12 protein-coding genes are annotated in these 14,149 nt (G+C 73.2%); 10 read left to right on the top strand and 2 right to left on the bottom strand.

What is annotated here, in order from left to right; translation table 11 throughout:
• Positions 1-29: 29 nt before the first annotated feature.
• Together ACGH7X_RS07795 and ACGH7X_RS07790 are read left to right on the top strand one after the other, a co-directional pair.
• Positions 30-524, top strand: a complete 495-nt coding sequence (locus ACGH7X_RS07795) for a sigma-70 family RNA polymerase sigma factor (protein ID WP_399882942.1) — start codon at positions 30-32, stop codon at positions 522-524.
• 57 nt (positions 525-581) lie between these two features.
• The gene (locus tag ACGH7X_RS07790) at positions 582-1,079 is read left to right on the top strand and encodes a GNAT family N-acetyltransferase (RefSeq protein WP_399896834.1); all 498 of its coding nucleotides are present in this window, start codon (positions 582-584) and stop codon (positions 1,077-1,079) included.
• Positions 1,080-1,107: 28 nt separating this feature from the next.
• On the opposite strand, the gene ACGH7X_RS07785 is transcribed toward ACGH7X_RS07790, so the two are convergent.
• Positions 1,108-1,524 carry a hypothetical protein gene (locus tag ACGH7X_RS07785; RefSeq protein ID WP_399882940.1) on the bottom strand — a complete coding sequence of 139 codons (417 nt, stop codon included), beginning with the start codon at positions 1,522-1,524 and terminating at the stop codon, positions 1,108-1,110.
• 1 nt (position 1,525) lies between these two features.
• A complete protein-coding gene (locus ACGH7X_RS07780) occupies positions 1,526-1,885 on the bottom strand; it encodes a hypothetical protein (RefSeq protein ID WP_399882938.1) in 360 nt (119 codons plus the stop codon).
• 728 nt (positions 1,886-2,613) lie between these two features.
• On the opposite strand from ACGH7X_RS07780, the gene ACGH7X_RS07775 reads away from it, so the two are divergent.
• The 8 genes from ACGH7X_RS07775 (at position 2,614) to cobA (ending at position 14,148) form a co-directional block, all read left to right on the top strand.
• A complete protein-coding gene (locus ACGH7X_RS07775) occupies positions 2,614-3,264 on the top strand; it encodes an HAD family hydrolase (protein WP_399882936.1) in 651 nt (216 codons plus the stop codon).
• Positions 3,265-3,685: 421 nt separating this feature from the next.
• Positions 3,686-4,732 carry a methionine ABC transporter ATP-binding protein gene (locus ACGH7X_RS07770; protein WP_399882934.1) on the top strand — a complete coding sequence of 349 codons (1,047 nt, stop codon included), beginning with the start codon at positions 3,686-3,688 and terminating at the stop codon, positions 4,730-4,732.
• Positions 4,729-5,466 carry a methionine ABC transporter permease gene (locus tag ACGH7X_RS07765; protein ID WP_399882932.1) on the top strand — a complete coding sequence of 246 codons (738 nt, stop codon included), beginning with the start codon at positions 4,729-4,731 and terminating at the stop codon, positions 5,464-5,466. Before ACGH7X_RS07770 ends, ACGH7X_RS07765 begins: the two co-directional genes overlap by 4 nt.
• Positions 5,467-5,552: 86 nt before the next feature.
• On the top strand, positions 5,553-6,380 hold the full coding sequence (locus ACGH7X_RS07760; protein WP_399882930.1) for a MetQ/NlpA family ABC transporter substrate-binding protein: 828 nt from the start codon (positions 5,553-5,555) through the stop codon (positions 6,378-6,380).
• A 134-nt stretch (positions 6,381-6,514) separates the two neighbouring features.
• Positions 6,515-7,153, top strand: coding sequence for a GNAT family N-acetyltransferase (locus ACGH7X_RS07755; RefSeq protein WP_399882928.1), 639 nt, complete (start codon positions 6,515-6,517; stop codon positions 7,151-7,153).
• A gap of 118 nt (positions 7,154-7,271) precedes the next feature.
• A complete protein-coding gene (gene cbiE / locus ACGH7X_RS07750) occupies positions 7,272-8,498 on the top strand; it encodes a precorrin-6y C5,15-methyltransferase (decarboxylating) subunit CbiE (RefSeq protein ID WP_399882926.1) in 1,227 nt (408 codons plus the stop codon).
• A 372-nt stretch (positions 8,499-8,870) separates the two neighbouring features.
• Positions 8,871-12,605, top strand: a complete 3,735-nt coding sequence (gene cobT / locus ACGH7X_RS07745) for a nicotinate-nucleotide--dimethylbenzimidazole phosphoribosyltransferase (RefSeq protein WP_399882924.1) — start codon at positions 8,871-8,873, stop codon at positions 12,603-12,605.
• A gap of 310 nt (positions 12,606-12,915) precedes the next feature.
• A complete protein-coding gene (cobA, locus tag ACGH7X_RS07740) occupies positions 12,916-14,148 on the top strand; it encodes a uroporphyrinogen-III C-methyltransferase (RefSeq protein WP_399882922.1) in 1,233 nt (410 codons plus the stop codon).
• Position 14,149 lies beyond the last annotated feature (1 nt).

Raw genomic sequence — 14,149 nt, 5'->3', positions numbered from 1 at the left:
GCCGCCCGGGCGGCCGCGTCGACGTGCATATGACGCACGACCTGCTCACCTCCCTGCGCCCCCTGCTCACCGCCGAGGCCTCCGCCGAGGCATATGCGTCCGGCGCCGAGCCGGGCGACCTCGAACAGGCGGTCTGGCTGCGCCTGCTGGAACGCCTGGAGGCCGACGGCCCGCCCCGCGACCCGCACCGCTGGCTGCGCAGCGCCGTCCGCACCGAGGCCCGCCGCACCCGCCGCAGGGTCCGCAACGAGCGGCCGTACGGCCCCGAACCCGCCGGCGCCGCCGAGCACCAGCCCGAGCAGCTCGCGCTCACCGCGGCCCGGCACCGCGCCCTGCGCGACGCCGTGCGCCGGCTGCCGGGCCGCTGCCCCCGGCTGATGGAGGCCCTGTTGTCCCCGCAGGACCTCACATACCGGGAGATCGCGGGGGAGTTGGGTATCTCACAGGGCAGTCTTGGCCCGGAACGTTCCCGATGTCTGGGATGTCTGCGGCGAATGCTGACGCCGGAGGTTGCGGCCCGCTGAGGACGGGGATAGGAGTGGGGGACCACAGGTGATCAGGTGAGCGGGAGGCATGCGCACATGGGCATGAGCGTGACCATCTCGGCGGCGACCGAACAGGATGCCGAGCAGATCTTCCGGTTGCAGTACCTCTGCTTCCAGAGCGAGGCGGCGCTGTACGGCAACTACCGCATCGACCCGCTCGTACAGAGCCTGGACTCCGTGCGCGAGGAGGTCGCCGCCGACTGTGTCTTCGTGGCGCGGCTCGGCGACGAGGTCGTCGGCTCGGTACGCGGGCGGGTGACCGAGGACGGGGCGGCGTCCATCGGCAAGCTGTGTGTCCACCCCCGCCTCCAGGGGCACGGCATCGGGGCCCGGCTGCTGCGGGCCGCCGAGTCCACCCTGGTCGAGGAGCGCGGCGCCAAGCGCTTCCGGCTGCACACCGGACACCGCAGCGAGAGCAATCTGCGGCTGTACCGGCGCGTGGGCTACGAGACGGTGGGGACGGCCGAGGGCACGGACGGCGTACCCATGATCGTCCTGGAGAAGCCGGCGGAGGCGTACGCCACCACGGCCTGAGTGCGAGTGCCGCCGGGTCCGGCAACCGCTACGCGGTGCGGGCCCGGCGCAGCCAGTACAGGGCCGACAGCGGCAGCAGCACGGGAATGAAGAGGTACCCCATCCCGAAGTCCGACCACACGGTCGCGTCGGGGAAGGCGGACGGCTCCACCAGCGTCCAGGTGCCCACCGTCAGGACGCCCACCAGCTCGGCGGCGCAGCACACCAGCGCCGCCCTGCGGGCCGTTTCGCCGCCGCGCACGAGGGTGTACGTGATGAATCCGTAGACGACGCCCGCGAGCGCCGACAGCGTGTAGGCGAGCGGCGCCCGGTCGAACTCGGTCGCGATCTGGTACGCGGAGCGCGACACGGCGCCGACGACCATCACGCCGTACAGCCATACCAGCAGGATCCCGGGCCCGCTGATCAGCCGCTTGCGGGCCGGCTTCTCCTGCGCGGTCACCATGTCAGCCTCCCCAGATGTCATAGAGCCGCACCTCGAGGACGGCGAGGACGACACCGCCCGCGGCGACCGTCACCGAGCCCCAGCGGGTGCGCTCGGCCAGCGACATGAACCCCGCCGCGGGCACGCAGGCGAAGGCGCCCAGCAGATACGCCACGAAGATCGTCGTGCCCTGGTCCGGTTCCTCGCCCCGCGCCAGCTGCACGATCCCGACCACCAGCTGGATCAGCGCCAGCAGCGAGACCGCGGCCATGCCGATGAAGTGCCAGTCCTTCGTCGGCTGGTCACGGTAGGCCGCCCAGCCGCACCAGGCGGCGAGCAGCAGCGCGGCGACACCGGTCACCAGCGTCAGGACGTCAAGCATGGCAGCGACCCTATTACGCCCCAAAAGCCCCGCCGCCCCCGACCCCACCCCCGCCCCCCGCCCGACGCCGCCCCCAGCCCGACCTCCCCCCGGCCCTCTGCTCCGGCGTCGACCTCGGCACCGGCGTCGCTCACGTCCCGGCCTCTGTCCCTGGTCCTCTGCCTCGGCGTCGACCCCGGCACCGGCGTCGCTCACGGCCCGGCCTCTGTCCCCGGCCCTCTGCTCCGGCGTCGACCCCGGCACCGCGTCGCTCACGTCCCGGCCCCGCCCCCGGCGTTTACCCCGGCCTTGGTTCCCGGCCTCGACCTCGACCCCGGGCCGGTCCCCGGCGTTGCTCACGTCCCGGCCCGGCCCGGCCCGGCCCGGCCCTCGCCCCCGGCCTTGGCCTCGACCTCGGGCCCGTCCCCGGCGTTGCTCATGGCTCCGGCTCCCGGCCTCACCCCGGTCTCGACTCCGGTCCCCGTCCCCGGCCTCGCCCGGGCCTCGACTCCGGTCTCCGGTTCCGGCGTCGCTCACGGCCTCGCCCCGGTCTCGACTCCGGTTCCCGGTTCTGGCGTCGCTCACGGCCTCGGCTCCCGGCCTGGTCCTCAGCCTGGCTCCCGGCCCTGGCTACCGGCCTCGACCCGCGCCCGGTCCCCCCGGCCTCGGCCCCTGCCTCTGGCCTCGCCTCCGCCGTCGCGCCACGGTCCCCCGGTGTCGTGGTGCGGCGGCGCCGTAGGGTCGAGGGTATGAAGATCCATGCGCAGGCACTCCTGTTCGACAACGACGGGACCCTCGTCTCCTCCCTCGAATCCGTGCGCCGCTGCTGGACGCGGTGGGCCGTCGAGTACGGGATCACGGCCGAGGAGTTCGGGCGGGTCGAGCTGCACGGGCGGCCGGCCGCGGAGATAGCCGCCGACCTGCTGCCCGCCGACGTGGTGCCGCAGGCGGTCGCGCGGATCGAACAGCTGGAGGTCGAGGACGTGCCGAACGGTGGCGTGCACCTGCTGCCCGGCACCCGGGAGTTCCTCGACGCGCTGCCGGCCGACCGCTGGGCCGTGGTCACCTCGGCCACGCGACGCCTCGCCGAGGCCCGGCTCGAAGCCGTCGGCATCCTCCCCAAGACCCTCGTCGCCGCCGACGACATCACGCGTGGCAAACCCGACCCCGAGCCCTACCTGCTGGGCGCCCGCGCGCTGGGCGTCGACCCGGCGGCCTGCGTCGTCTTCGAGGACGCCCCCGCGGGCCTCCAGTCGGGCCGCGCCGCCGGCATGACCACCGTGGCGTTGGCCACAACCCACCGGGCCGACGAACTCGACGCCGACCTGGTGGTCACCGACCTGTCGGCCTTGTCGGCACTGGTCACCGACGACGGAGTCGAGATCACCGTCCGGGGCTGATCCGCGACCCCGGGACCGGCCGGCGTCCACCGCTGTCCAGCATCCGGACAGCGGTGACCGGTCAGGACCGTACGTCTGCTTTACTGATCGCATGAGCACGACGAGCGACCGCACCCCTGCGACCGAGGCGACGATGACGCCCGGTGCTCGTTGTATGTGTCGAATGTGCGCCTTCTAGAGGGCCCCCGCACCACCTGAGCCTCGCGCCCCGAAGCGAGAGCCGCTCTCGTCCGCCGCCGCGCCCCGCGCACCCGGCCGAGCCACGCCCCGCGCACACGTTTCTCCCCCGGTTTCCAACGCCACCGCGCATCGCCACCGCGAGAACCGTGCCGCGTTCCCAGGGCCACAAGACCCCGAAGAACAACGCCCCGTGCACGGCGCCCACCACCGCGCCGCGCACTCGACAGTGACGGAAACCCACGTGATCACGACATCGGGCCTCACGAAGGTCTATCGCTCACGCGGCCGCGAGGTCACCGCCCTGGACGGCGTCGACCTGCATGTCCGCGAGGGCGAGGTGTACGGCGTCATCGGCCAGTCCGGCGCCGGCAAGTCCTCGCTCATCCGCTGCGTCAACCTCCTGGAGCGCCCCACCGCCGGCACGGTCACCGTCGCCGGACAGGACCTCACCGCGCTGGCCGGCCGCGGCCCCCGCGCCGGCAAGGAGCTGCGGCAGGCACGCAGCCGTATCGGCATGGTCTTCCAGCACTTCAACCTGATCTCCTCCCGGACCGTGCAGGACAACGTCGAACTGCCGCTGGAGATCCTCGGCAGGTCCGGCAAGGAGCGCTCCCGCAAGGCCCTGGAGCTGCTCGACCTCGTCGGCCTCGCCGACAAGGCCAAGGCCTACCCCGCCCAGCTCTCCGGCGGCCAGAAGCAGCGCGTCGGCATCGCCCGCGCCCTGGCCGGCGACCCCAAGGTCCTGCTCTCCGACGAGGCCACCAGCGCCCTCGACCCGGAGACCACCCGCTCCATCCTCCAACTGCTGCGCGACCTGAACCGGCAGCTCGGTCTGACCGTCCTGCTCATCACCCACGAGATGGACGTCGTCAAGAGCGTCTGCGACTCGGCCGCCCTCATGGAACGGGGCCGCGTCGTCGAGTCCGGCACGGTCCGCGAACTCCTCGCCACCCCGGGCTCCGAACTGGCCGCCGCGCTCTTCCCCGTCGGCGGTGAGGCCTCCGCGGACGACCGCACCGTCCTGGACGTCACCTTCCACGGCGAGGCCGCCACCCAGCCCGTCATCTCCCAGCTCTCGCGCACCTACAACATCGACATATCGATCCTCGGCGCCGCCATCGACACCGTAGGCGGCCTCCAGGTCGGCCGGATGCGGATCGAACTGCCCGGCCGCTACGAGGACAACGTCGTGCCCGTCGGCTTCCTGCGCGAACAGGGCCTGCAGATCGACGTCGTGAACGAGACGCCGGACGAGCCGTCCGTGCTGGTGAAGGAAGGTGCCAAGTGACCTGGTCCGAGACGCAGCCGCTGCTGGAACAGGCCTCCTGGGAGACCCTGATCATGGTCGGCTGGTCCACCCTGATCGCCGTGGTGGCCGGGCTTCCGCTCGGTGTGCTCCTCGTCCTCAGCGACCGGGGCGGCCTGCTCCAGAACGTCGTGGTCAACAAGGTCATCGGCCAGATCGTCAACATCGGCCGCTCGATGCCGTTCATCATCCTCATGGTCGCGCTCATGAGCTTCACCCGCTGGGTCACCGGCACCACCATCGGCAGCGAGGCCGCGATCGTGCCGCTCGCCATCGGCGGCATCCCGTTCTTCGCGCGGCTCGTCGAGACCGCCGTGCGCGAGGTCGACCAAGGGCTCGTCGAGGCCGTCCAGTCCATGGGCGGCAACACCTGGACGATCGTCCGCAAGGTCCTGGTCCCCGAAGCCCTTCCGTCGCTGATCGCCAGCACCACCACCACGATCATCGCCCTCATCGGCTACTCCGCCATGGCCGGCACCGTCGGCGGCGGCGGCCTGGGCGACCTCGCCGTCCGCTACGGCTACCAGCGCTTCGACACCGGCCTCATGTGGATCACCGTCGCGTTCCTCGCCGTCGCCATCTCGCTCATCCAGTTCGCCGGCGACTTCGCGGCCCGCACCCTGCACCGCCGGGGCGGACGCGGCGGCGCGACGCCCAAGCTCCGGCTGCTCAGGGCCAAGGAGCCCGCGGCGGCCGACATCGGCAAGGTCGCGTAGGCCCACTCGTAGGCCCGCCCACCCCCGACCCAGACTCCCCGCACCACCCGAGGCGGGGCCGCACCACCTCAGGAAAGGCACTTTTCGTGCGTAACACCGCCAAGATCACCACCGCCGTCCTCGCCGCCGGAGCCCTCACCCTCGGCCTGACCGCCTGCGGCTCGGACAAGGACTCCGCCTCCGACACCTCCGGCCCGCTGGTCGTCGCCGCGAGCCCCACCCCGCACGCCGAGATCCTCAACTACGTCAAGGACAACCTGGCGAAGGACGCGGGGCTCGACCTCGAGGTCAAGGAGTTCACCGACTACGTCACGCCGAACACGGCGACGGAGGACGGCTCCGTGGGGGCCAACTACTTCCAGACCCAGCCGTACCTCGACGAGTTCAACAAGAAGAACGGCACCCACATCGTGTCCGTCGTCGACGTGCACCTGGAGCCCCTCGGCCTCTACTCCCACAAGGTGGAGAAGGCCGACGACCTGAAGAGCGGCGCGACCGTCGCCGTCCCCAACGACACCGTCAACGAGGGCCGCGCCCTCCAGCTGCTCGCGGCCAACAAGATCATCACCCTCAAGGACGGCGTCGGCACCTCGGCGACCCCCGCGGACATCACCGAGAACCCGAAGAAGCTCGAGTTCAAGGAGCTGGAGGCGGCCCAGACCCCGCGCTCCCTGGACGACGTGGACGCGGCGGTCGTCAACGGCAACTACGCCATCGAGGCCGACCTCAAGCCCGCCAAGGACGCCCTCGTCCTGGAGAGCGCCGAGAACAACCCGAACAGCAACCTCCTCGCCGTCAAGGAGGGCCAGGAGGACGACCCGCGCGTCAAGAAGCTCGCGAAGCTCCTCAACTCGCCCGAGGTGAAGAAGTTCATCGAGGACAAGTACGCCGGCGCGGTCCTGCCCTCCTTCTGAGCCGAACTCCGCGTCACCCACCGGGTCCGCTCCGTGCTCACGGGGCGGACCCGGTGGTGTGGTTGAGTGCTTTCATGCTGCATGCTGGGCAGTTCGAGCAGGCCCTGACGGTTACCCAGATTACGGAGCGGCGCATGACGAGCACCTTCCCCAACATCTCCATCAGCACGGAGCGGTTGGTGCTGCGCCCCCTCGACGAGGACGACGTCCCCGCGCTGGCCGCGATGATGAACGACGAGCAGGTCGCCGCCTGGACCCACGTCCCCCAGCCCTTCACCGAGGCCGACGCCGGCACCTGGATCGGCGACCACGCCCCCGCCGAGCGCGCCGCCGGCCGGGGACTCGACCTCGCCGTCACCGAGTTCCTCACCCAGCGACTGGTCGGCGTCGTCCAGCTGACCAAGACCAACTGGCACGTACGGTCCACCGAACTCTCGTACATAGTCGCCCCCTGGGCCCGGGGCGAGGGATACGCCTCCGAGGCGGCGCTCGCCACCGCCCAGTGGCTCTTCGGCGACCAGAAGTTCGAACGCGTCGAGCTGCGCACGGCGGCCGACAACACCGCCTCCCAGCAGGTCGCCCAGAAGATCGGCTGCATCAGCGAGGGCGTCCTGCGGGGCGCCTGCATAGCGCGCGTACGCACCGACGACGGCGTCTGGACGGACGTACGCACCGATTTCATCGTCTGGAGCCTGCTGCCCGAGGATCTCGAGGGCAGCATCGGGCCACTGACCGGCAGCGACGGCTTCACCACCTTCACGGACTGGAACTGATGCGCGGGGGCGGACGGCGCCACCACCCCGTACCCAGGTCGCACCGGATACCCTCAAGGGGCGCGCCTGCGAACGGTTCCGCGACCACGACCTGCGAAAACCCTGGAGACTGACGACGATGGCCGACCGTGTCACGGTGATCGGCTGGGACGGTTCGCCGCTGACCGCCGCGGCACGCTCCGCACTGGGCGCCGCCACCCTCGTGGCAGGCGCCCCGCACCACCTGGCACTTCCCGAGGTACCGCCCGCCGCCGAACGCATCCGCCTCGGCAGCGTCGCCCTCGCCGCCCGCCGCATCGCCGCCCACCGCGGCACGACGGTCGTGCTCGCCGACGGCGACCCCGGCTTCTTCGGCGTCGTACGCACCCTGCGCGCCCCCGAGTTCGGCCTGGAGGTGGAGGTCGTCCCCGCGGTCTCCTCCGTGGCCGCCGCCTTCGCCCGCGCCGGTATGCCCTGGGACGACGCCCACGTGGTCGTCGCCCACCCCCGTACGCTGCGACGCGCGGTGAACGTGTGCCGGGCCCACACCAAGGTCGCGGTTCTCACCTCACCCGGCGCCGGGCCCGCCGAACTCGGCCTGCTGATGGAGGGCATCCACCGCACCTTCGTCATCTGCGAGGAACTCGGCACCACGCGCGAACGGGTCACCGTCGTCACCTCCGACAAGGCCGCCGACCACACCTGGCGCGACCCGAACGTCGTCATCGTGGCCGGCGGCAGCGCCGGTCCGGGCGCCGCGAGCGACGGCACCGGCTGGATCGCCGGCCGCGACCCCGCCGCCGGACCGCGCGGCTGGTCACTGCCCGCCGCGGCATACGGCGGCGACCTGGGCGAGGGCGAGACGGACCTGCTCCGCACGGCCCAACTCGCCCGCCTCGGACCGCGCCCCGGCGACCTCGTGTGGGACATCGGCTGCGGCAGCGGCGCCTTCGCCACCGAGGCCGCCCGCGGCGGTGCCGCCGTCATCGCCGTCGACCGCGACCCGGAGGCCTGCGCCCGCACCGAGGCCGTCGCACGGCACTTCGGCGTCCAGCTTCAGACCGTGCACGGCACCGCCCCGCACATCCTGGAGAACCTCCCCGAACCGGACGTCGTCCGGGTCGGCGGCGGGGGAGTGGCCGTGGTCTCCGCGGTCGCCGACCGCCGGCCGCAGCGCATCGTCGCGCACGCCGCGACCCGCGACGCGGCCGAACTCGTGGGCAGGGACCTGACGGAGCACGGATACCGCGTCGAGTGCGCCCTGCTGCAGTCCGTCGGACTCGACACCAGGGCCTGGACGGAGACGGAGCGGAGCGTCGCGTTCCTGCTCAGCGGAGAGATCGTGCGGCGCGAAGCGCCTCGTTGACGACCGACGACGACCGCGCCCCGTGATCGGTTCGTCATACCGCGCGGGGTAGGCTGGCGGATTGTTGTACCGCACTCGGGCACCCGGCAATTCGTCGGTCAATGTCCGTAAAAACCCGCTCCTTCTGGGCCGGGTGTGGTACGGCAGAACCGGAGGACGCGCAACGTGGCGCAGTCCACAGCGGGCCGTCGCGGATCAAGCTGTCGTGGCGGGGGAACGCCCGCGACAATGCCACTCAATGGCTTTGTCGTCTTTTCCTGCGGGTCGTTCGTGCCGCTCGGCACGCACGCTCGTTCTTCACTACGGGCGGTCGGTGCGCCGTCCCGGGTGAGCTGGTCGTAGAAGCACTAACCGATGGGCGAGGGGTTACGCATGACCGACACCGGCCAGATCCCGGGCGAGGGGCTGCCGGAGAACGCAGGCATGGCGGAGCAGCCGGGAGTCCCCGCACCCGGCGCGTACGCCTACCTCTCCGAGGCCACCGCCGAGGACGAGGACCTGTTGTTGCTGCCGGGAGCCCAGAGTGCATGGGGCAACGAGGTCGCGCCGCCGGCGCCGGAGCCGGTCGTGGAGACCGTGCACCAGCCGGGCCCGCACGAGATGTCCGGCCGCGACAGCGGCTCGGTCGACCTCGGCGGCGTCCGCCTGCCCGACCCGGCGCCGGACCCCGCGTCCGCCCCGGTCCCGTCGCGCAGACCCCTGCACCTCGGTCCGCCGATCCCCGACACCTCGGCGAGCCCGGTCCGATCCCTCGCCGACCGCGGCCCCGCCGGAGCGCCGGTACGGCACCCGGGCCCGCCGACCGCCGGCCCCGAGTACCTCGACGTTCCGCAGGCCGCCGCCATGCCTCCGCAGGCGGCGGCACCCTGGGGCGCACAGACGGCGCCGCAGGCACACGAGGCTCCGGTGGGTGCCGGGGCCGGGTATGCGGAAACGGTTGTTCCGGTACCGGACCAGGTGCCCGAGCCGGTGGGCGCGGCCCAGGCGCTGGTGACCCGCGTGGCGACGGAGGCCGTGGCGGCGACGGGCGGGGTGACCGCAGGCGAGGGCGAGTCCGGGGAACCGGACGAGGCGCCCGCACCCGAGGCCGCGCCGGAAGCCGTCCCGGCTCCCGAGACGGCTTCCGCGGAGCCCGCGACCGAGCCTGTCGCGGCCACCGCGGAGCCCGTGACCGAGCCCGTTCAAGAAGTCGAGGCCCAGGACGTCGCGGAGGCCCACGAGGCCCCCCGACTCCCAGAGGCCCCGGCGATGCACGAGGCCCCGCAGTTCCACGAGGTCGCCGAGCAGCCGACCCCTGAGGAAGCGCCGGAAGGGCTCGAGGAGCCCCGGGTGGCCGACGCCACCGAGGCCCCCGAGCCCGAAGCCGTCCAGGCACCGGACGCGTCCGCGGTCGTCGGAGAACCGGGAGCGGCCGCCCCCGACGCCGCCGGACCGGAGGTCGCCGAACCCGTGCCGGCCCCGGCCCCGGAAACACCGGAAGCCCCGGAGGGCGAGGAGCAGCCCACGCCCGTACAGCAGCCCACGCCGGTACAGGAGCAGCCCGCGCACCCCCAGCCGGTGGCGCCGCAGCCCGTACCGGAGGAGGCGCCCCACCCGCACCCGGACGTCCAGCCCGCGCCCCAGGCCACGGCCCCCCAGCCGGATCTCCAGGCCGACCCGCAGGCGCCCACACCTCAGCCGGTCGTCCAGGCTGCCCCGGAGCAAGCCGCACCGCAGCCGGTCGTCGAGCCGGAGCCCGAGCCGGATGCCGAGTCCGAGCCGCCCCTCGAGCCCGTCGCCGAGGCCCGGCCCGACGTCCAGCCCACCGCCGAGCACCCCCCGGCCCCGCACGCACCGCAGCCCGCTCAGGGCCCCCAGTCCCTCATGGACGCCGACGTACCGCAGGAAGTGGCCGTGGCCGACAGCACGCCAGAGCCCGTGGCGACCGACGCGACGCCGCCCGCCGGCACCGCCGCACCGGAGCCGGTGCCCGCGCAGGCCCCGGTCGCCCCGCAACCGCAGCCCGGCCGGCCCGTGGGCCGGTTCATGCCGGTCGACGGCGGTCAGGTGCCCACCACCCCGCACCTCGCGCCCACGCCGCCCGAGGCCGTTCTGGTCCCGCCAAAGGCCCAGGCACCGCCGGCCGTCGCCGAGGAACCGGCGTCGGCCGACCCGGTGGCCGCGGTGCCCGCGCCCCGCGAGGCCGACCCCGAAGTGGCCCAGAACGCCGACGACCTGGACACCCGCGGCGCCGGCCAGGAGGACCACGCCGGCGAAGCGGCCGACGCGGCCCAAGAGCCCCACGGAGCGCACGCGTCCCAGGAAGTACCCGCGACGTGGGAAGACCCGCTCGACGTGAGTACGGCAGCGGTCGCGGAGCCACGACAGCCCACCGGCCCGGCGGCACCCGCCTACGACGACGCCGAGCGCGAGGCCGTACTGAAGGTCATGCGCGAACGCCGTGACATCCGCAACGGCTTCCGCAGCGACCCCATCCCGCACGAGGTGCTGCTCCGGGTCCTGGAGGCCGCCCACACCGCGCCCTCCGTGGGCCACTCGCAGCCCTGGGACTTCGTCGTCATCCGGTCCGCCGACACCCGCCGCGCGATGCACGAACTGGCGATGCGTCAGCGCGACGCGTACGCGAAGTCGCTGCCCAAGGGCCGGGCCAAGCAGTTCAAGGAACTGAAGATCGAGGCCATCCTCGACACCCCGGTCAACATCGTCGTCACCGCCGACCCCACCCGCGGCGGCCGGCACACGCTGGGCCGGCACACCCAGCCGCAGATGGCGCCGTATTCCTCCGCGCTCGCCGTCGAGAACCTGTGGCTCGCCGCCCGCGCCGAGGGCCTCGGCGTCGGCTGGGTCAGCTTCTTCGACGAGCGCGAGATGGTCCGCGCCCTCGGTCTGCCCGAACACCTGGACATCGTCGCCTACCTGTGCGTCGGGTACGTCGACGAGTTCCCGGACGAGCCCGAGCTGATGCAGGCCGGCTGGTCCAAGCGCCGCCCGCTGTCCTGGGTGGTGCACGAGGAGACGTACGGCCGGCGTGCCCTGCCCGGCGAGGCGCCGCACGACCTGCTCGCCGAGACCGTCGCGCAGATCCGCCCGCTGGACGCCAAGGCGCTCGGCGAGGCCTGGGAGCGGCAGAAGCGCATGACCAAGCCGGCCGGCGCGCTCGGCATGCTGGAGATCATCTCCGCGCAGCTGTCCGGGCTGTCCCGACAGTGCCCGCCGCCCATCCCGGAGCCCGCGGCCGTCGCGGTCTTCGCCGGCGACCACGGCGTGCACGCCCAGGGCGTCACCCCCTGGCCGCAGGAGGTCACGGCCCAGATGGTGGCCAACTTCCTGGGCGGCGGCGCGGTCTGCAACGCCTTCGCCACCCAGGTCGGCGCCGAGGTGTGCGTCGTGGACGTCGGTGTCGCCACCGACCTGCCCGCCACGCCCGGCCTGCTGCCCCGCAAGGTCCGCGCGGGCACGTCCGACATGACCACCGGCCCCGCGATGACCCGCGAGGAGGCCAAGCAGGCCATCGAGGTGGGCATCGAGACCGCCCGCGACCTGGTGGCGGCCGGCAACAAGGCGCTGCTCACCGGCGAGATGGGCATCGCGAACACCACCGCGTCCGCCGCGCTCATCTCGGTCTTCACCGGCGTGGACCCGGGCGAGGTGACCGGCCGTGGCACCGGCATCAACGACGAGACGCTGCTCCGCAAGACCGACGTCGTCCGCCGCGCCCTCGAACTCCACCAGCCGGACCCGGCCGACCCGATCGGCGTCCTCGCGGCGATCGGCGGCTTCGAGCACGCGGCCATGGTCGGTCTGTTGCTCGGCGGCGCCTCCCTGCGCACGCCGGTGATCCTGGACGGCGTCAGCGCCGGCGCCGCCGCCCTGGTGGCCCGCGCGATCGCCCCCGAGGTCCTCGCGGCGTGCATCGCCGGTCACCGCAGCGCCGAGCCCGGTCATGTCGCCGCGCTCAACAAGCTGGGCCTGCGCCCGCTGGTCGACCTCGACCTCCGCCTCGGCGAGGGCACCGGCGCGCTGCTCGCGCTCCCCATGGTGCAGAGCACCGCGCGGGCGATGCACGAGGTGGCGACGTTCGACTCGGCGGGAGTCACCGAGAAGTAGTGGCCCCGGCGGCGGGGGAGGAGCGGCGCGGCGGCTACCCCCCGCCGCCGTTCCACCCCCCCGCCGTATGCCGGACGCGTCTCGTGCCGTCCCCGCCCGTCTCCTAGAATCCGCACGTATCCCCACGTCAGACACGTCAGACACGTCGGACACGTCAGACCCGTCAGACACATCAGACCCGTCAGACACATCAGACCCGTCAGACACATCAGACCCGTCAGACACCTCGACACCCCACCACCCCAGCCACGTCAGGGCCGCTCCAGAGCCGCAGCGCCCACCGCACCGCCAGGACGAGGAGCCCTCCCTCATGGCCGAACACCCCGCCTACCCCGTAGGCCTCCGCCTCGCCGGCCGTCGCGTGGTCGTCCTCGGCGGCGGACAGGTCGCCCAGCGCCGCCTGCCCGCCCTGATCGCGGCGGGCGCCGACATCCGCCTCGTGTCCCCGGAGGCGACCCCGTCCGTCGAGGCGATGGCGGACGCGGGCGAGCTCACCTGGGAGCGGCGCCCGTACTCGGAAGGCGACCTCGCGGACGCCTGGTACGCCCTGATCGCCACCAGCGACACCGCGGCCAACGACGCCGCATCCGCCGAGGCCGAGCGGCACCGCGTGTGGTGCGTGCGCTCCGACGACGCCGACCGGGCCACGGCCTGGACCCCGGCGACCGGACACAGCGAGGGCGTCACCGTCGCGGTGCTCACCACCGACGCGCGCGGCCGCGACCCCCGCCACACCGCTGCCATCCGCGACGCGGTCGTGGAGGGCCTGCGCGACGGCACCCTCGTCGCCCCGCACCACCGCACCCGCAGCGCCGGAGTCGCCCTGGTCGGCGGCGGCCCCGGCGACCCGGACCTGATCACCGTCCGCGGGCGGCGTCTGCTCGCCGAGGCCGACGTCGTCATCGCCGACCGGCTCGGCCCCCGCGACCTGCTCGCCGAACTGCCCCCGCACGTCGAGGTCATCGACGCGGCGAAGATCCCGTACGGCCGGTACATGGCCCAGGAGGCCATCAACAACGCGCTGATCGAGCACGCCAGGCAGGGCAAGTCGGTCGTACGGCTCAAGGGCGGCGACCCGTTCGTCTTCGGGCGGGGCATGGAGGAGGCGCAGGCGCTGGCCGAGGCGGGCATCCCGTGCACCGTCGTGCCCGGCATCTCCAGCTCCATCTCGGTCCCCGGCGCGGCCGGCATCCCGGTCACCCACCGGGGTGTCGCCCACGAGTTCACCGTGGTCAGCGGCCATGTCGCCCCCGACGACGAGCGCTCACTGGTCGACTGGCCGTCGCTCGCCAAGCTCACCGGCACGCTCGTGATCCTCATGGGCGTCGACAAGATCGGCAAGATCGCCGAGACCCTCGTCGCGCACGGCAGGTCCCCCGACACCCCGGTCGCCCTCGTCCAGGAGGGCACGACGGCCGCCCAGCGCCGGGTGGACGCGACCCTCGCCACGGTCGCCGGCACGGTCGTCGAGCACGAGGTCAGGCCGCCCGCCGTCATCGTCGTCGGCCAGGTCGTCGCCGTAGGCCCGCACGGGACCGCGTGAC

It is taken from the genome of Streptomyces sp. BBFR51 (genome assembly GCF_044591655.1).
Lineage (GTDB): Bacteria > Actinomycetota > Actinomycetes > Streptomycetales > Streptomycetaceae > Streptomyces.
This window is presented reverse-complemented; position numbering and strand designations above follow the sequence as displayed.